This window comes from Enterococcus sp. DIV0546, assembly GCF_051712785.1.
In the GTDB taxonomy this organism is placed as follows: Bacteria; Bacillota; Bacilli; order Lactobacillales; family Enterococcaceae; genus Enterococcus; species Enterococcus faecalis.
Map to the genome: position 1 here is coordinate 2,231,448 of NZ_JBIOPO010000001.1, position 17,768 is coordinate 2,249,215.

General features: G+C 37.4%; 18 protein-coding genes. 2 read left to right on the forward strand and 16 right to left on the reverse strand.

Annotated features, from left to right (window positions below; genetic code table 11):
- Positions 1-32: 32 nt before the first annotated feature.
- From dltB to IGJ24_RS10800, 5 genes are all read right to left on the reverse strand, one after another.
- Positions 33-1,238 (reverse strand): D-alanyl-lipoteichoic acid biosynthesis protein DltB, encoded by a 1,206-nt coding sequence (dltB, locus tag IGJ24_RS10780; RefSeq protein ID WP_016616063.1) that lies wholly within the window; start codon positions 1,236-1,238, stop codon positions 33-35.
- Entirely contained in the window at positions 1,235-2,755 is a 1,521-nt protein-coding gene (gene dltA / locus IGJ24_RS10785; RefSeq protein ID WP_002368807.1) for a D-alanine--poly(phosphoribitol) ligase subunit DltA, read from the reverse strand. The genes dltB and dltA overlap by 4 nt, the downstream gene beginning before the upstream one ends.
- A 14-nt stretch (positions 2,756-2,769) precedes the next feature.
- Positions 2,770-2,919, reverse strand: a complete 150-nt coding sequence (locus tag IGJ24_RS10790; RefSeq protein ID WP_002356384.1) for a teichoic acid D-Ala incorporation-associated protein DltX — start codon at positions 2,917-2,919, stop codon at positions 2,770-2,772.
- 203 nt (positions 2,920-3,122) lie between these two features.
- Positions 3,123-5,219 carry an ABC transporter permease gene (locus IGJ24_RS10795; protein ID WP_016633788.1) on the reverse strand — a complete coding sequence of 699 codons (2,097 nt, stop codon included), beginning with the start codon at positions 5,217-5,219 and terminating at the stop codon, positions 3,123-3,125.
- A complete protein-coding gene (locus tag IGJ24_RS10800; RefSeq protein ID WP_002356382.1) occupies positions 5,209-5,976 on the reverse strand; it encodes an ABC transporter ATP-binding protein in 768 nt (255 codons plus the stop codon). Before IGJ24_RS10800 ends, IGJ24_RS10795 begins: the two co-directional genes overlap by 11 nt.
- Before the next feature lie 405 nt (positions 5,977-6,381).
- Here IGJ24_RS10800 and nrdD point away from each other — a divergent pair, with 405 nt between their 5' ends.
- Entirely contained in the window at positions 6,382-8,565 is a 2,184-nt protein-coding gene (gene nrdD, locus IGJ24_RS10805) for an anaerobic ribonucleoside-triphosphate reductase (RefSeq protein WP_002385686.1), read from the forward strand.
- Positions 8,566-8,597: 32 nt separating this feature from the next.
- On the forward strand, positions 8,598-9,194 hold the full coding sequence (gene nrdG / locus IGJ24_RS10810) for an anaerobic ribonucleoside-triphosphate reductase activating protein (protein ID WP_002356379.1): 597 nt from the start codon (positions 8,598-8,600) through the stop codon (positions 9,192-9,194).
- A 44-nt stretch (positions 9,195-9,238) separates the two neighbouring features.
- On the opposite strand, the gene dinB is transcribed toward nrdG, so the two are convergent.
- From dinB to tenA, 11 genes are all read right to left on the reverse strand, one after another.
- The gene (gene dinB / locus IGJ24_RS10815) at positions 9,239-10,354 is read right to left on the reverse strand and encodes a DNA polymerase IV (protein WP_023894966.1); all 1,116 of its coding nucleotides are present in this window, start codon (positions 10,352-10,354) and stop codon (positions 9,239-9,241) included.
- Positions 10,355-10,482: 128 nt separating this feature from the next.
- Positions 10,483-11,241, reverse strand: coding sequence for an ABC transporter permease (locus IGJ24_RS10820; protein WP_002356377.1), 759 nt, complete (start codon positions 11,239-11,241; stop codon positions 10,483-10,485).
- Positions 11,225-11,887 carry an ABC transporter ATP-binding protein gene (locus IGJ24_RS10825; protein ID WP_002359439.1) on the reverse strand — a complete coding sequence of 221 codons (663 nt, stop codon included), beginning with the start codon at positions 11,885-11,887 and terminating at the stop codon, positions 11,225-11,227. The genes IGJ24_RS10820 and IGJ24_RS10825 overlap by 17 nt, the downstream gene beginning before the upstream one ends.
- Before the next feature lie 14 nt (positions 11,888-11,901).
- Positions 11,902-12,774, reverse strand: coding sequence for a 16S rRNA (cytidine(1402)-2'-O)-methyltransferase (gene rsmI, locus IGJ24_RS10830; protein WP_002359438.1), 873 nt, complete (start codon positions 12,772-12,774; stop codon positions 11,902-11,904).
- A gap of 111 nt (positions 12,775-12,885) precedes the next feature.
- Positions 12,886-13,233, reverse strand: a complete 348-nt coding sequence (locus IGJ24_RS10835; RefSeq protein ID WP_002356372.1) for a DNA replication initiation control protein YabA — start codon at positions 13,231-13,233, stop codon at positions 12,886-12,888.
- A complete protein-coding gene (locus tag IGJ24_RS10840) occupies positions 13,226-14,065 on the reverse strand; it encodes a PSP1 domain-containing protein (protein ID WP_002356371.1) in 840 nt (279 codons plus the stop codon). Before IGJ24_RS10840 ends, IGJ24_RS10835 begins: the two co-directional genes overlap by 8 nt.
- 116 nt (positions 14,066-14,181) lie before the next feature.
- On the reverse strand, positions 14,182-15,132 hold the full coding sequence (holB, locus tag IGJ24_RS10845) for a DNA polymerase III subunit delta' (protein ID WP_002404418.1): 951 nt from the start codon (positions 15,130-15,132) through the stop codon (positions 14,182-14,184).
- Between the two features lies 1 nt (position 15,133).
- The gene (locus IGJ24_RS10850; protein WP_002356367.1) at positions 15,134-15,463 is read right to left on the reverse strand and encodes a cyclic-di-AMP receptor; all 330 of its coding nucleotides are present in this window, start codon (positions 15,461-15,463) and stop codon (positions 15,134-15,136) included.
- A gap of 19 nt (positions 15,464-15,482) precedes the next feature.
- Positions 15,483-16,121: a dTMP kinase gene (tmk, locus tag IGJ24_RS10855; protein ID WP_002356366.1), complete on the reverse strand. Its 639-nt coding sequence runs from the start codon at positions 16,119-16,121 to the stop codon at positions 15,483-15,485.
- Between the two features lie 208 nt (positions 16,122-16,329).
- Complete coding sequence (gene recR / locus IGJ24_RS10860; protein ID WP_002356363.1) at positions 16,330-16,926, reverse strand: recombination mediator RecR; 597 nt, start codon at positions 16,924-16,926, stop codon at positions 16,330-16,332.
- Positions 16,927-17,101: 175 nt separating this feature from the next.
- The gene (gene tenA / locus IGJ24_RS10865; RefSeq protein WP_085443702.1) at positions 17,102-17,764 is read right to left on the reverse strand and encodes a thiaminase II; all 663 of its coding nucleotides are present in this window, start codon (positions 17,762-17,764) and stop codon (positions 17,102-17,104) included.
- Between the last annotated feature and the right edge of the window lie 4 nt (positions 17,765-17,768).

Consider the following 17,768-nt stretch of genomic DNA (forward strand, 5'->3'; position numbering starts at 1 on the left):
TGTAAATTGCCCCTTTATATTTTTATTTTTGTTTATTTAAACCATAGTTTGTCTAAAAATCCTGAGAAAATCAGGAAGCTGACACAAACCGCTTGGAAAGTTAAAAAGACTGCAAATGCATGTGTAAATTTGTTTGATGGTATCTTGTCTTTATGTTTTTTCTTAAAACGTAGCCAAGCATCTGTTACACAAATTAGTGTTGCATGGTAGAGCCCATAAGCGATGTAGAACCACGTTAATCCATGCCAAATGCCCATGATTAAGAACAACGCAAAGTAACCAATATTAGAAGTCACAATCCGACTTTTAAAGACTTTCTTTTTCATTAAGAAAAACATTAAGCGCATGTAAATGTAATCACGGAACCAAAAAGATAAGGTCATGTGCCAACGATTCCAGAATTCTTTAATATTCCAACTTAGGAACGGTTTGTTAAAGTTCATTGGTGTATCATAGCCCATTAAATAACTTGTGCCAACGGCCAGTAAACTATAGCCTGCGAAATCAAAGAATAGATACAAACTGTAATTATACATATAGCCGACTGTCCACCAGGATAAACCACCTTGTGCCAAGGCCATTTTTTCCACATGTGGTAAAAAGACACCACCAAGATAATGACTGATAATAAACTTATATAAAAATCCTAGAAATAAATAAAAAATTCCTTTTTCTAAAAAGTCTAAATATTTATCCGCACTCGGCGGGTTTTTCAAATCTTTTTCAAAGCGCCGATAACGATCGATGGGTCCTGAAGAAATAGTCGGGAAGAACAAGAGAAACTGAATGTAACGAAACGGATGATATTCTTTCATTACGCCATCCCGTAAATCCATGACCACTTGGACCGCTTTAAAGGTTAAATAAGAAATCCCTAAAAAGCCAAGTAAGGTTGTTTTGCCTGTCATGAAGGGAGAAACTTTCACCCAAACAAGCGGTAATATAGCTAAAAAGACAGCCAGATAAAAGACCCAACCTGCATTTTTATTTTTTCGATAAGCCGCATAGCCCCACGTTAGTAATGTTTGATAAATAACATATACAATCAGAGCGACTCCTTGTTGCCAAAATTCGCCACCAAAACTGATATATAGAAAGACCAGTGTCACGAGTGTTTGGTACCAAGGCCAACGTGTCCCTTTAATGGCTAAAGTTAAAATCATCGGCAACAAGGCCGCAATTAGCAGAACAAAGTAATACGGCGCATTATAGGGAATCATATGAGGAAAATTCATCATGTGGCATTCACCTCATTCATCAACCCTTTCCGATCAATTTTGCCATTACTTGTCAAAGGTAATTGTTCAACATATACAAATTTTTGCGGAATCATATAGTCCATTGTCAACGTGGCTAATTCTTGTTTAATTGCCTTAGTTAATTGAAAATCACTTGAAAATTCATGTGCTTGCGGAACGACATAGGCAATTAATTGTTGGACTTTATTTCCTTGATATTTCGGCACAACGACTGCTTGTTTCACGTAGGAAACATTCGTTAAGTGATGATCTACTTCTTCTAACTCAATGCGGTAGCCATGCAATTTAATTTGAAAATCTAAGCGTCCCTCATACTGCAATAGGTTATCGACTAACTTTCCAGCATCGCCTGTGCGATAAGCTGGTACGCCATCTAATTGGAAAAAAGCTTCAGCTGTTTTCGCAGGATTATTTAGATAGCCTTTGGAAACACTTGGTCCAGCAATGACGATTTCACCAATTTCACCTGCAGGTAATTTTGACATGCCTTCCATAATATAAATTTGCGTATCCTCTTTCACATACCCGATTGGTAAACGTTGGACACTTTTTAAAACTTCTTGAGTGATTTCAATGGCACTAATCGCTACAGTCGCTTCTGTCGGCCCATACGTATTATAAATATGCGCAGTTGGGAAACGAGCGGCTAATTTCTCAGCCGTTGGTTTTGGTAATTCTTCTCCACAGAACAAAAACGTGCGCAGTGCTGGTAGATGTTCACCATCGAAGCTTGGTTCCATTAGACACAATTCAATAAAGGACGGTGTTGAAACCCAGACGTCGATTGTTAATTGTGGCAAACGCGTAAATAATTGTTTAAAATCGTTAATGATTTCATTGGGTAACGGAGTTAATGAGCCGCCTAACGCCAATGCGGGATAAATAGACATCACCGATAAATCAAACGAATAAGGTGCCTGTGCTAAAAAGCGGGCCCCTTCTTCTAAACCAAAATCTTGCAACAACCAATTCGTAAAGCTAACTAAATTATCATGGCTGATTTGCACACCCTTTGGTACGCCAGTTGTCCCTGAAGTGAAAATGATATAGTAATTACTTGCTCCTGTGACAGGCGTCAACGCAGGCGCATGTCGAGGTGCATGCATCATCATTTCTGTTAATTCTTCCGCCGTAATTACTGGCACTTCGGTGGCTAACTCAGGCCATTCATGCACAGCAATCACTGCGGTTGGTTTGGCTACGTTTAGAATTAGTTCAATGCGTTCTTTTGGTGTATGTGCATCAATGGGGATATAGCTAAAACCAGCTTTCGATGCGCCTAGAAAACTCACAATCATTTCAAAATCTAATTCTCCGTATACGACAATCGCTGACTTGTCCGTTTTCAGCTCAGCTAAATAAGCGGCTAGATTGTCTGACTTTTCTTTTAACTCTCCATACGTAGAGACTTTTTCTTCGGTTAAATAAACAGGACGTTGGGGTTCTTTACGTGCCCATTCATCAATCGTTTGAATCATATTAATTACTTTTTCCATATATAGCCGCCTCCTTAAAACTCGTTATAAATGAAGGTTCCTCCATTGATATTCTTGTAATGATAAAGATAAATTAATGCAATGACAATGAAAGAATAAAATAACGTTTTACCGATGAATTTAAGACTTTCGTTATTGAGAATTTTCTGAAAAGTTGTTTTCATTATCATTCACCTCCTAAGGTTAATCGCTATCCATTATTTTATGCTATATTTCAGCAAAGTCCATTGAAATTTCTTACAATTTAATAAAAAAACTAACAATTTCGTCACTTCTTAAATTTTCATGATTTTCATAAACGGAACTCTCATAATTTTTTCGCATAAAGAAACTGTAAAAACCGCTTCACAACGGCTTTTACAGTTTTTTAAAAATGGATGTGTCGAATCATCCGCGCATAAATGGCAGACGTTAAAATATAAAAAATTAGATAAACAATTATTAAGATTCCACAAGAAAGATATACTAACAAATATCCTGGACTCTTAATAAATTGGCTTAGCAAATAAATGGCAAAGGTAGTATGCAAAATCCCAATGACCATCGGCGGAAAGAAAATCAAACTATTCTGTCGATAAATTTGCTTAGTTATCGCTTTACTAGAAACACCCATCCGTTTTAAAGTCACGTAATCTTGACGCTCACTTACAGCTGAAAAGAGTTGTCGTAACATCAAAATACTGCCCGTAATAAACAACGCTAAAATTGCCACAAACATGGAGACATATAAAGTCAAGCCGTTAATTTTTCGTTCATAGCGTAAAGAGGCGTAGCGATCATTCATATTTAGCCGCCAAGTTTCTGTGACATCATCTTGTGTATTCTTTACCTCTTCGTTAGGCATTTGTTTGGCAAAACCACTCAACTGCTGGTTATTTTTTTCATACTTATACAAAATTGGCGCTTGCCATTCTGTGGCAATCTGTTTATTTACGGCTTCATAAAGTTTTTCACGGCTTTTCGTGTCAACATTTACGGCGTTAATCTGATACTGAATGGAATTTTTTGTCACTTTCTGATAAAGGGCATCGGAAACGACAATCGTTGGTAAGGAATATTGCAATAAAAAATTACCTAGATAGTTAGGCAGCACTTGTTGCAGTTGTGCCTTCTCTCCTTCAACAAATTGCAGTTTCGATTCATAACGAGACATACCACTTAAAATATTGGTAAAGCTATCCATATAGATAACACTTTGGTCATTTTTTAAATGTAAATCGTTTAAATAAGGATTAATTTTTTGATAGTTGCGGTAATTTGAGAAGGATAAAACATTAACTGCTTCAATCGTTTCTTGTTCCTCTTGCGCTTGACCAATTCGCAAACTGCGTTCAATTCCAGTAATTTTATAAGAAAGTATCACTTCATTTTTTATTTTGGTGTCCTTCGCTTCATCGAGAACTTTCTTCAATTTAGGATAGCTTTCCTGTGAAACTAAAAAGTCCACGGGACCATCACTGTTGACCGTGTGCATACTAATCGTATACACAAAAACCATCACGCCAATCCCACTCAAGGCTGTCGCAATTAATAAGGTCAAACCAGTGAGTGTTTTGCTACTTTTAAATAAGTAGCGTTTGGCATTGCCTAAAGTAATCATGCGTAAATCTTGGTAATACCATTTTTTTCTATGATTAAATAAGCGAATGATAAAATACATGGTATAACGGAAAAATAAATACGTTCCCACCACACATAGACCCAAAATGATAAAAGGCGTCAATGTAATAATCATCGGAATCGAGATATCCAATGAATCATTTAATTGTTTATACACAATACCTGTCGCTAAATTCCGAAAATCAAACGCAATAAAATAACCAGCCAGTAAACAAATAGGTCCTAAAATACCTAGAAACTGCCGCCGTTTCGTTAAACGACTATAATTAATTTGACCAATTTTTTCTTGGTGCATAAGCTGCGACAATGGATAACGATAAATCATCCAAATACTTCTTAAGCAGACAATCAAAATCATAAATGCAAAAGCTACACCGGTTTCAATAACGGAACGCCAAGAAATATAGAAGAAACTGGGGACTTCTAAAAACATAACTTTGGCTAAAATCATTGAAAACAACTTGGTGAAAATCACTCCTAAAATAATCCCATTAATTAGTGAAACAAAGCCTAAAACTAAATTTTCCACTAAAAAAATTAGTGAAACTTGGCTCTTTCTCAAGCCAATTAATCGATACAAGCCAATTTCTTGGCTACGTTTTCCTATAAAAAAACGATTTGCTGCCAACATAAAGCCCAAAATAATAATGGTGACTAAGGTACTACCGAGTCCTAAAGATCGCTTAATTTCGATATCACGGCCTGCACCTGCGACAAGAGGCTGGTTGTAAGCAATCGCACGGAAACAATAATAAACGACCGCTGCAAAAGTCATACTAATGTAATAAACCAGATAATTAGGTACATGAGCTTTTAAATTTTTTAATGATAGTTTAAAAATCATTTGCGCGCCCGCCTCCACCAATCGTTGCTTGCATATCTATCACACGATTAAAAAATTCCTTACGTGATCCTTGACGAACAACTTCTGAGAAAATCGCACCGTCTTTAATGAATAAGATGCGATTGCAAAAACTAGCCGTGTACGGGTCATGTGTCACCATCAAAATTGTGGCATCATCATGTAGATTAATTTCAGCTAAATATTTCAACAATTCTGTTGCTGATTTTGAATCCAGCGAGCCAGTTGGTTCATCTGCAAAAATGATTTTAGGGTTCGTAATCAAAGCACGAGCAGCTGCTACCCGTTGTTTTTGTCCCACAGATATCTCTGGTGGATAAGCAGATAAAAGCTCCTGAATCCCCAAAATCGAAGTCACATGTAACAAACGTTTATCCATTTCTTCTAATGAAACTTTTTCTACAGCTAAAGGCAACAGAATATTGTCCTTCACATTTAACGTATCAATTAGGTTAAACGATTGAAAAATAAACCCCATTTCGTTTCTTCGAAAATCACTTAATTGATTATCTCGCATTTTTAAAATATCTTGTCCGGCGATGCGCACGATTCCTGCGGTTGGCAAAATAATCGAGGATAAGACATTCAACAGTGTCGATTTCCCAGCACCACTGGGACCCATAATCCCCACAAATTCGCCTTCATCAACGGTAAACGAAATATTATCTAATACTTCTGTTTTATTATTTAAACGACCATATGTCTTGCTGACATGGTTTACTTCTACAATTTTTTTCATTTCTCTCGCTCCAACGTTTTGTTATTACTCTTATTTTACCAAGAAAAAATCTGAATGAACATCGTTTTATCTTACAATATCGTTCGGTAGTCAAAGAATAATTGGCATTTCGTGAATAAATCCGCAAACAATTATTATTTAATAATTGTTATTTTTTAGTGTTGCTTTTAGCAATTTGGCAAAAAAATCTTTGCTGTTTTTTAATTTGGACAAAGAATTTTTTTCACGCAAAAAAATTTGCTCAATCCTTTTCTTCATTTGTTTTCATATTTTTTCAAAACAGCGCAAGCACAATATATAGTGTTTGTCTAGCGATATTTTACTAAAAATACGCAATATATCGATTGAATTTAGCCGACCTTTGTATTAGGATAGTTACTAACGAGATATAAGGAGCTGGATAAAATGATGAAGATTACTGATGAAAAAGCCGAGGATGTTAATCTCTCAACAATTAAAGTCGTCAAACGAGATGGTCGTTTAGTGACTTTCGATGATCAAAAAATATACGATGCTTTGATCAAAGCTGAACAAAAAATACATGACCAAGTCACTCCTTTGACACATCAAAAAGTCCAATCGATTGTTGCCGATGTCAATCGAGAAATTGCCGAACGTTTTACCAATAACGTAAAAATTTATGAAATTCAAAATATTGTGGAACATACTCTGCTATCCAACAATGAATATGCCTTAGCCGAAGAATACATTCATTACAGAACCCAACGTGATTTTGAGCGTAGTAAAGCAACTGATATTAATGTATCTATCGGCAAATTAATTAATAAAGATCAGACTGTCGTGAACGAAAATGCCAACAAAGACAGTGACGTTTTTAATACGCAACGTGATCTAACCGCTGGGATTGTTGGAAAATCAATTGGTTTAAAGATGTTGCCTTCACACGTGGCTAATGCCCATCAAAAAGGCGACATTCATTACCACGATTTAGATTATCATCCATATACGCCCATGACAAACTGCTGTTTAATTGATTTTAAAGGCATGCTAAACAATGGCTTTAAAATTGGGAACGCTGATGTCGAATCACCAAAATCAATTCAAACAGCCACTGCACAAATTTCTCAAATTATTGCCAATGTAGCTTCCAGTCAATATGGTGGATGCTCTGCCGATCGGATTGATGAATTATTAGCGCCTTTTGCGGAACGTAATTATGAAAAACATTTAGCAGATGCGCAAGAATGGATTGAAGGAGAAGAACGCCAAAAAGCATTCGCTCGGAAGAAAACGAAAAAAGATATTTTTGATGCCATGCAAAGTCTTGAGTATGAAATTAATACTTTATTTACTTCCAATGGACAAACCCCTTTTACTTCTCTGGGATTTGGTTTAGGTACCAACTGGTTTGAGCGAGAAATTCAACGGGCGATTTTACAAATCCGAATTAATGGTTTAGGGATTGAAAAACGAACAGCTATTTTCCCAAAACTGATTTTCACAATTAAACGCGGCGTCAATGCGCAACCTACTGATCCAAATTACGATATTAAACAACTGGCACTGGAATGCGCAACGAAACGCATGTATCCTGATGTTTTAAACTATGATAAAATCGTTGAACTAACAGGTAGTTTTAAGGTACCAATGGGCTGTCGTTCCTTTTTACAAGGCTGGAAAGACGAACAAGGTGAAGAAGTAAATGTTGGCCGAATGAATTTAGGCGTTGTGACCTTGAACTTACCAAGAATCGCTTTAGAAGCGCAAGGAAGCCAAGAAAAGTTCTGGCAAATTTTAAATGAACGTTTGGCGATCGTTAAAGATGCTTTGGTTTATCGGGTTGAACGTGTTAAAGAAGCTAAACCAGCGAATGCACCGATTTTATACATGTATGGTGCATTTGGAAAACGTTTAGCTACACAGGATGCCGTAGATGAACTGTTTAAAAACAAACGTGCCACGGTTTCGCTTGGCTATATTGGCTTGTATGAAGTGGCTTCTGCCTTTTACGGCGGTGCTTGGGAGGACAATCAAGAGGCCAAAAACTTTACACTGGATATTTTAAAAGAACTGAAAAAAAATGCCGACAACTGGGGCAACGAATACGGCTATCATTTTAGTGTCTACTCTACACCGAGCGAAAGCTTGACTGACCGTTTTTGCCGTTTAGATACTGAAAAATTTGGCATCGTCGAAAATATTACAGATAAAGAATATTACACAAATAGTTTCCATTATGATGTACGCAAAAATCCAACGCCTTTTGAAAAACTTGATTTTGAAAAGGATTATCCAAAATATTGTTCTGGTGGTTTTATCCACTACTGTGAATACCCCATGTTACAGCAAAATCCCAAAGCACTTGAAGCTGTCTGGGATTACGCTTATGACAAAGTTGGCTATTTAGGAACCAATACGCCAATTGATCATTGTTATGCCTGTGGTTTTGAAGGGGACTTCCATCCAACTGAACGTGGCTTTGAATGTCCAGAATGTGGCAATCATGATCCTAAGACTTGTGATGTCGTTAAACGGACTTGTGGTTATTTAGGTAACCCGCAAGCTCGCCCAATGGTACATGGTCGTCACAAAGAAATTTCCTCTCGTGTTAAACATTTAAAAAATTAAACTCGATTATTCTATAGAAAGAAGTTTTGCTGATGCGTAATCCGAAACCACAAGAATGGAAAACCGAAGACTACAGCCAAAAAAAGATTGCCGATTACAAAGCGTTCAACTTTGTTGATGGCGAAGGTGTACGCAATAGTTTATATGTGAGCGGCTGTCTCTTTGCTTGTGAAGGTTGTTTTAACAAAGCTGTCCAAAATTTCAATTACGGTACGCCGTTTACAGAATCTTTAATGAATCAAATTATTGAAGATTTGTCCCATGACTATGTCCAAGGTTTGACTCTTTTGGGTGGTGAACCTTTTCTGAATACAGATGTTTGTCTTAGTGTAGTCAAACGTGTGCGGGAAACATTTGGCTCAGCCAAAGATATCTGGTCTTGGTCTGGGTATACCTTTGAAGAACTACTTTTAGAAACGCCTGATAAGCTTGAACTACTCCATTCAATTGACATTTTAGTCGATGGGCGTTTTGAACTGGCAAAACGTAATTTAAATTTACAATTTCGTGGCAGTAGTAATCAACGGATTATTGATGTACCCAAATCACTTGCTGCTGGCAAAGCTGTTATTTGGGAAAAATGTCATGACGCCGAAACGTCTTATGAACAAATCAAAAAATCAATTTAAAAAAGTTAGCCCTTTAGCCATCTCTTGAGGATGTGTCTAAAGGGCTAACTTTTTTCCCATAAAGGTAAAACAATGTTTTCATACGCTAGTGGATCTAAATTCGTTAAAGTAATGCCTAATAAACGGATTCCTTGTTCTAAACCTAAAATATCTTCCCAAATTAAATTCGCTTGATAGAAAAGTTCTTCTTTTTTAGAAATATATTCAGGTAATGTCACACGTTTCGTAATCGTCGTATAGTCAGTATAACGAACTTTTAGGACTACTGTTTTGCCATGTTTTTGCACTCGTTGCAATGCACGCTCAACCCCTGCTGCTAATTGTCTCAATTGAGCCGTAACCTGCTCTTCCGTCGTTAAAGGGGTGCCGTAAGTATGTTCCTTGCCTACCGACTTACGATCTCTAGTCACTTGAACTGGCGCATCATGGATACCACGGACTTTACGATACAATGAATAACCCATTTTACCGAATAACCGAATCAACGTCATCTCATCTTGCTTGTATAAATCTGCTCCAGTAAAAATCCCTAGTTCATGCATTTTAGGCACTGTTTTTTTCCCGATTCCGTGGAAATCTTCAATCGGTAATGCTTTCAAAAAATCTTCGGCCTCTTCTGGTAAGACAACCGTCAGGCCCTTTGGTTTCTGGAAATCTGATGCTAACTTGGCTAAAAACTTATTGTAACTAACACCTGCCGAGCAAGTTAACTGTAATTCATGCCAAATATCATACTGGATCATTTTCGCAATTTTAATAGCCGACTTACTGTTGACCTTATTTTCAGTTACATCTAAATACGCTTCGTCAATAGATACTGGTTCAATCACATCTGTATAGCGGCGAAAAATTTCACGGATTTCTTGAGAAATTTCACTATATTTCTGATAATTACCTGGCTTAAAAATGGCACTTGGACATAGTTCATACGCCTTTTGAGCACTCATAGCCGAGTGAATACCGTACTGTCGAGCAATATAATTCGCTGTGGTCACCACTCCTTTGCCCCCAGTATCACTTGGATGGCGCGCAATAACTAACGGATGTCCTACTAGCTCTGGATGATCTCGTTCTTCAACTGAAGCAAAAAACGCATCCATATCTATATGTATAATTTTTCTCGACGTATCTTTTTTTAAGGGAAAACGTAATTCGCTCATCATTTTGATTCGCCTCCTCCCTCCATTATATACGAACGTCCGTTCTTTTTCAAATTGAAACTTCTTTATTTCAACCAGAAAAAGCTGAAAATCCGTGAAGTTATAAACACAGATTTCCAGCTTTTTAATTAAACAACCAATTGTTTTTGTTGATTATAGTAGCCTTTATAGGCAAGATAAGTTGCAATCACTGAACCAATACTTGTTGCTGATAGCAACATAAAAGTCACCATAATCTGATATTTTATCGCATGGACAGGATCAACGCCCGCAAAAATTAAGCCTGACATCATCCCAGGCAAACTAACAATTCCGACAGTTTTGGCAGAATCAATCGTCGGCGCCATCCCGGTTTTCACACTTTGTTGGATGATTGGTAAAGAGGCGAGTTTGATAGTTGCACCTAATGCTAGTTTCTCCATTACCGCTTGCCGTTGGTTTTGAAAAAGAGTATCTAAATTGCGATAGCATAAACCAATTGCCACCATCGAATTGCTGGCAATCATCCCACTGATAGGAATGATTTGAGAAGGAATAAATTTGATAGAACCAGAAAAAATCAAAATACCAATGGTAATTCCTGTACTACAACCAATTGCAATGAAAGAAATCAAAAAGCCCTTTTGTAATTGCTGGCTGCGTTTTTTTGCATTAAAGGCTGCGTTGGAAACAATCACCAAAACCATGATGAGCGTTAAAATCAGGTTATTGACTTGAAAAACATATTTTAATAAATAGCCGACTGCGACTAATTGAATGACTGCTCGAATCACACTAATAATAATATCTTTGGTAAAACCTAATTTTTCTTTAGTACTAATAATTAATGCGACCACTACTAGCATGGCTGAAAAAAATAAGGATAAATTATTAACTGCTAAATCCATCTGTCGGCGCCACCTTTCCTGCTACAATACGAATCACTTGCTGTGCTTGCTGAATTTCTTCGGTATCATGCGTGATACGAACCAGCGTGACTCCTTGCTCTTTGTTTAATTGGTTTAACAATTGATTGACAATTTGTTTGCTTTCTTCATCTAATCCCGTTGTAACTTCGTCTAATAATAAAACATCTGGTACAAAAATAATGTTTCGTAGCAAAGCAACCCGTTGTCGCTCACCACCAGAGAGTTCGGCTATTTTCTTTTCAAGATAAGCAGCGGGCAATTTCACTTGTTGGAGCAATGCCACGACTTTTTCCTGATTAAACGCTTCTTGTCTGACGGTAAATGGAAATAATAAATTATCATACACGGTTTCACCAAATAAAGTTGGCTGCTGAAAACAATAAGAAACCTTTTGGCGGTATGTTTCGATTGGCATTGTAGTAATTGGCGCTTCTTGATAAAAAATTTCGCCTTCTGTAGGACTTAATAATGAAGATAAAATTTTTAAAAATGTACTTTTCCCGCTACCTGAAGGACCAACAATTGTTGTATTGCTGCCTGTTTCAAATGACAAATCAATATCAGAAAGAATGCTACGACCATTTACTTGATAAGACACGCCTTCTGCTCGCAATAAATTACTCATGTTTCTCTCCTTTTTTAAATGGAATGATATTCTTTATATACTTCTTGTTTTTTTACATTTCTCAATTTGGCCACTTCTTTGATTGCCTCTTTTGAACTCCGTCCCTCTTCCTCCATTAAAACTTGTACATGTTCTTTGAGGGAAATAGCTGGCATTGCTGCTATTGTCTCTTTCTCACCAGTAAATCCGCTAACTAATAAACAACACTCGCCTTTTAGCGTATTTTCTGCTAAATATTCTGTTAGTTCTCCTAAGGTACCACGCAAATACTCTTCATGAAGTTTCGTTAATTCTCGACAAATCACAGCGGGACGTTCTTGACCATAGACTTCAGCAAACGTTGCGACCGTTTTAGCAATCCGATAGGGGGACTCATAAAAAATCTGTGTCGGCCGTTCTTCTTTTAATGCTGATAACACGTCTTTCTGTTCCTTTTTCTTTCTTGGTAAAAAACCATAAAACGTAAATGGCTGTGGTAAAAGGCCCGAGGCAATCAAGGCGGTCATTCCTGCCGTAGGTCCTGGCAAGGCAATCACTGCCAGTTCTTCTTCAAGACATGCTGTAACCAATTCATGACCAGGATCACTAATTGAAGGCATACCTGCATCGCTAACTTGGGCAATCGTTTCACCATTCAGCAATCGTGTAATCAGTTGAGGAATTCGCTCTTTGTAATTATGTTCGTGTAAACTAATTTGTGGCGTTGTAATCTCAAAATGATTTAGCAATTTTTGTGTGTTTCTTGTGTCCTCACTAGCAATCACCGTTGCTTCTTTCAATATGTTTAAACAACGAATACTCATATCTTCTAAATTGCCGATCGGTGTTGGGACAAGATACAATTTTCCTTTTGTTGTTTGCTTATCAAAACTTTTCTGTTTTTGCATAGCGCATCCCTCATTTTCCTTTTTCGTTCTATAAATAGATAAAGGTTTGATTTGACAATCGATTGACTGTCAAACCAAACCTTTCCTTTTTATTTGCAGTGTCCACTAGACTTAACGCGTACGTTCCCCATAAATAACATCAAGACAAAAGGCACATTCTTCATCATTTTCACGTCTTGAACCATATAAAATATTGCAGACATGGAAGCCCTCTTCATAAAGTTTTTCCAAATTCATACGTGATTTTGATAGCTCTTGTTTTTCAGTTTCAGTTGTATTTCCTGCTAACTTATTCAGTTCTTGGAGATGCTCCCGTAAGCGTTGGTTTTCGATTTCCAACGTGGTATTTTTTTCTACCAACTCATGGAGTGCTGCTTTAATTTCTCTTAATTGTGTCACGGAACTGTCTAAATCAGTTTCCAACGAATTTAATCCATCATAGAGCGAACGTTTATCCATTTTGATCACCTTTTTCAGCAGCAACTTTCGCAGTAGCTTCTTTGATTTCTTCGTAATCATAATCCGCTGCGATTTCACGACCATGCAGACGAACTTTGACAATCCGACTTAATAGATTCAACCCGACGACTTTACCTTTGCCATCTGGTGTTATTACTTCTTTTCCATAATCTGGTAATTCTTTTTTAGCGGCTTCATATTCGTCGTTTTCGTATTTCAAACAACACATTAAGCGGCCACATAATCCCGAAATTTTAACAGGATTTAAAGATAGCCCTTGATCTTTAGCCATTTTGATTGAAACTGGCATAAAATCTCCTAGAAATGTTGAGCAACATAGTTGTCTGCCACAAGGGCCAATGCCACCTAATATTTTCGCTTCATCTCGGACACCAATTTGACGTAACTCAATTCGCGTCCGGAAAATAGCCGCTAAGTCTTTGACTAATTCACGAAAATCAATTCGCCCATCTGCCGTAAAGTAAAAAATCATTTTGCTACGATCGAAGGTATATTCTACTCGCACTAATTTCATTTTTAAGTCATGAGCTCGAATTTTTTCATTGGCAATGCTTTTGGCAGCTTCTGCATCAGCCAAATTTTTTTGTTCTTTTTCTAAATCATTGGCTGTTGCTTTATTTAAAATGGGTTTTAGGTCCTCTGGTAAATCGTCTGAATCGACTGTTTTTTTAGGAATAGCAACAGTAGCTAATTGTTTTGACTGTTGAGATTCAACGAGTACTTTCTCATTATAAATATACTCAGATTTTCCAGGAGCAAAATAATAGATATGACCGGCTTCACGGAAGCGAACTCCTACTACTTCTACCATTTTATTCCTCCTAATCTAGTTCAAGTGAACGTCGCTTCAATCGGTTAAGGAACTTGCTGAAACAACTAAGTTCCTACTATATTATGAAACTGAATGCCACTTGGCACTTTTTTCCTTTATGATTTAGGGTGAATCATTTGGATAACTAATTGTTCACAAACATTTTGCCAACTAACATTGGCAGTCCATTTTTGGCGTGCTTTCAAAATTAGCGCCAACCGTTCCGCCTGCTCTTCCGTTACTTTTTTGGCTTGCTGTGTCGCAACACTTTCTTCCAATAATTGACGGTAATAAACCATGAGCAAGTCAAAGCTAAGCGCTTGTTGTTCTTTTTCCTTAAATACTTTGACCATTTTCTTCTGAACGTAGATAAATGCCTGTAAATCATTACTTTTTAGATAATTAAACCATTGCAAAATGATTTCCCTAGCTTCATTAAACCATTCATCTTGAGAGATTTCAACTGCTTTCTCAAAACTATTTGTCAGCTCAGCTAAAAGGATTGCAGTCTTTTCACCAATCCCCTGTTTGATTAAGCGATCAATTAATGTTTTTTTGACTAATGGTTGAAAATGTAAGGTTTGGCATCGTGATTGAATCGTTGGTAAAATTCGAGAAAGCGAAGTGGTTTCTAAAATAGCTAAAATTTGCCCTTCTGGTTCTTCTAAAAATTTTAAGAGACTATTGGCTGCGCCGGTACTCATTTTATCTGCTTCTTGAATTAAGAAAACTTTTTTAGCAGTCTCGACCCCACTTTTAGAAAACTCCGCTTTTAATTCACGGATTTGGTTCACTTTGATGGTTTGCCCATCTGGCGCAATTCTTAAAACATCTGGATGTTCATTTTCATTAATCCGCACACAATTATGGCATTCGTTACAAGGCTGTTGATTTACTAAATTCGTACAAAAGACATGTTTCGCCATCCATAAGCCAAATTCTTGTTTTCCAGTTCCTGTATCTCCTTCAAAAAGATAAGCATGGGCAAGACGACCATGCTCAAAACTTTTTTGGAGTTGCTTGTACAGCAAAGGTTGCATTTGCTGTAGCTGTTGTGCTTCATTCATCTTAATATTGATGGAATCCTTCAACTGGTAAGACGAAGCAAGTAGCGCCGCCTACTTCAACTTCCACAGGATAAGGAATTTGGCCATCCATTGTGATATCTAAAGTCACAGGTGTTGAAACATATTGTTTTCTTGATTGACATGTTTCTTTAATTAAAGCTAATGTTTCGTCGACACGTTCATCATCAATCCCAATAATAAATGTGCTATTTCCCGCTTTTAAGAATCCACCTGTTGAGGATAATTTTGTAGCACGAATATTGGCATCAATAAATTCGTTGGCTAATCGGTTACTATCTTTGTCTTGTACAATGGCTAAAATAATCTTCATGGTCTACACCTTCCTATAATTAAAAGTTTTCTGGATAACGTTCAATAATCGCCTGATACGTTGCTTCTACGACAAGTTCTAAACTCATCCGTGCATCAATCTTTTTGATACGTTGTGGATTTTCTTCTGCTAATTTCAAATATTCATGACGAACACGTTGATGAAATTCTAATCCTTCTGAATCTAAGCGATCAATTTGCTGTGTTCGATTTTCTTGAATCCGCCGTAAGCCAGTATCTGAGTCAACGTCTAAATAAATTGTAAAATCTGGTGAGACACCTTCTGTCGCAAACGCATTAATTGAAGCAATGGGTGCAATCCCAATTCTACGCCCAGCGCCTTGGTAGGCTAATGAGCTGTCAACAAAACGATCACATAGGACTAAATGACCCGCTTCCAAAGCTGGCAAGATTTTTTCCACTAAATGTTGACGACGAGCAGCTGCGTAAAGTAAAGCTTCTGTTCGCTCATCCATTCTGTCATTTCTTGGATCTAAAATAACTGTTCGAATCTTTTCGGCAATCGGTATGCCGCCTGGTTCTCTTGTGGTGACAATTTTTCGTTTTGACTCTTTAGCTAATCTTTCAGAAACTTCCTTCAAAACACTGGTTTTGCCAGCGCCATCTGGACCTTCAAATGTGATAAAAATACCCTGCACGTGCGAAAACTCCAATCAATTTTTACTTGTATCTATTATACTTCATCTTGCTCTATCAGTCTAATTGAAATCCTTATGTCCAATTTAAAGTGATGCATCCGCTGAAAAAAAGAAACTGAAAAAGAAGTACGGAAAAGCTTGAACTGCGACATTTTCTCACAGAAACGACCTACTTCGATTTCAACTTCTTTTTCCAACGATGTTTCTTTTAAATTTCTCGACGTCCTTCGACTGCTTTTAGCAAGGTTATTTCGTCTGCATATTCAATATCGCTGCCGACAGACAAGCCGTGTGCCAAACGAGTAACGGTGATTCCAGCTGGTTTAATGAGCCGTGATAAATACATCGCCGTCGCTTCTCCTTCAGTGGTAGCGTTTGTTGCTATAATGACCTCTTTCACTTCATCATCGTGCAATCGTTTGATCAAAGAGGCAATATTAATATCTTCTGGTCCTGTTCCTTCCATCGGTGAAAGCACCCCGTGGAGTACGTGATACAAGCCTTGATATTCACGCATTTTTTCCATTGCCATAACGTCTTTTGGTTCTTCCACTACTAAAATAATACTACGGTCACGATTTTTATCTTGGCAAATTTCACAAGGATCTTCTTCAGTAATATTTCCGCAAATACTACAGAAATGGAGATCTCTCTTGACACTAATTAGCGCTTTTGCAAAAGCATTAGCATCTTCTTCTTTCATATCAATTGTATAAAAAGCAAGCCGTGTCGCTGTTTTTTGACCAATTCCTGGTAATTTCATATAACTTTCAATCAATTTTGCAATCGGTTCTGGATAATTCATGAGGCTTCTACAGTCCTTTCTTAGCAAGGCGTTTCTGTTATTACTGAGCGAGTTACAACAGATTTTGCGTCACTGAATATCTTATCACGCCCTGTCAAAAAAGCAACTGACAATTACTGCTTTCTAATACAAAAATAAGTCGTTAGTTACGAGCACTAAACGACTTGTTTTTGTATTAACCAATCCAGGTTTCGTGTGTATAGGCCATTTCCCAAAAAGCGTATTCCATCTCACTGCTGATAACAAAAGCGGTGATCATAGCTGCTTGTTCTTGTGGTGAACTTTCTTCATATAATTGGTCTAACAGTTGGCGTTCCTCTTGGACGTGTTGGTACGCTTCCTCCCCAGCATAGGTTTCGATCCAACGTTGGTACAGTGGCTCTGGTGAGTGTTGTTTGACTAACTGTGCACCAATTTCTTGATAGAGCCAAGAACAAGGCAACATACTTGCTGCGGCCGTCTTAGGCGTTCCTTCAATAAGTTGGCGATACATATGAGAAACATAGTGATAAGCGGTTGGTGCAATCGGTGTCGCTGCAACTTCTTCTTTCGTAATCGCTAGTTCTTCAAAAAAAGTTTCACGAATAGCTAATTCGCCCAACGCGAGATTTTCCGCATTTGTTAAGAGTAATTTTTTCAATCGAGGTTGTTGCGTTTGTGCCGCAATCAAGCGATAAAGTTGACTAAAGTGTTTTAAATAGTAATGATCTTGAATTAAATAGTAGCGAAAAATCGTTGGACTCAAGGTTCCTTCATGTAACTCTGTGATAAAAGGATGCTGAAAACTCCCTTGCCAAGAAGCTTGCGCTTGATCTTTGGCTTGTTCTGTAAATGTCATAGGT

What these genes read in the sequence shown, in the direction of transcription:
- dltB (WP_016616063.1), bottom strand. Translation starts at nt 1,238, where the DNA reads ATGATGAATTTTCCTCATATGATTCCCTATAATGCGCCGTATTACTTT.
- dltA (WP_002368807.1), bottom strand. Translation starts at nt 2,755, where the DNA reads ATGGAAAAAGTAATTAATATGATTCAAACGATTGATGAATGGGCACGT.
- IGJ24_RS10790 (WP_002356384.1), bottom strand. Translation starts at nt 2,919, where the DNA reads ATGAAAACAACTTTTCAGAAAATTCTCAATAACGAAAGTCTTAAATTC.
- IGJ24_RS10795 (WP_016633788.1), bottom strand. Translation starts at nt 5,219, where the DNA reads ATGATTTTTAAACTATCATTAAAAAATTTAAAAGCTCATGTACCTAAT.
- IGJ24_RS10800 (WP_002356382.1), bottom strand. Translation starts at nt 5,976, where the DNA reads ATGAAAAAAATTGTAGAAGTAAACCATGTCAGCAAGACATATGGTCGT.
- nrdD (WP_002385686.1), top strand. Translation starts at nt 6,382, where the DNA reads ATGATGAAGATTACTGATGAAAAAGCCGAGGATGTTAATCTCTCAACA.
- nrdG (WP_002356379.1), top strand. Translation starts at nt 8,598, where the DNA reads ATGCGTAATCCGAAACCACAAGAATGGAAAACCGAAGACTACAGCCAA.
- dinB (WP_023894966.1), bottom strand. Translation starts at nt 10,354, where the DNA reads ATGAGCGAATTACGTTTTCCCTTAAAAAAAGATACGTCGAGAAAAATT.
- IGJ24_RS10820 (WP_002356377.1), bottom strand. Translation starts at nt 11,241, where the DNA reads ATGGATTTAGCAGTTAATAATTTATCCTTATTTTTTTCAGCCATGCTA.
- IGJ24_RS10825 (WP_002359439.1), bottom strand. Translation starts at nt 11,887, where the DNA reads ATGAGTAATTTATTGCGAGCAGAAGGCGTGTCTTATCAAGTAAATGGT.
- rsmI (WP_002359438.1), bottom strand. Translation starts at nt 12,774, where the DNA reads ATGCAAAAACAGAAAAGTTTTGATAAGCAAACAACAAAAGGAAAATTG.
- IGJ24_RS10835 (WP_002356372.1), bottom strand. Translation starts at nt 13,233, where the DNA reads ATGGATAAACGTTCGCTCTATGATGGATTAAATTCGTTGGAAACTGAT.
- IGJ24_RS10840 (WP_002356371.1), bottom strand. Translation starts at nt 14,065, where the DNA reads ATGGTAGAAGTAGTAGGAGTTCGCTTCCGTGAAGCCGGTCATATCTAT.
- holB (WP_002404418.1), bottom strand. Translation starts at nt 15,132, where the DNA reads ATGAATGAAGCACAACAGCTACAGCAAATGCAACCTTTGCTGTACAAG.
- IGJ24_RS10850 (WP_002356367.1), bottom strand. Translation starts at nt 15,463, where the DNA reads ATGAAGATTATTTTAGCCATTGTACAAGACAAAGATAGTAACCGATTA.
- recR (WP_002356363.1), bottom strand. Translation starts at nt 16,926, where the DNA reads ATGAATTATCCAGAACCGATTGCAAAATTGATTGAAAGTTATATGAAA.
- tenA (WP_085443702.1), bottom strand. Translation starts at nt 17,764, where the DNA reads ATGACATTTACAGAACAAGCCAAAGATCAAGCGCAAGCTTCTTGGCAA.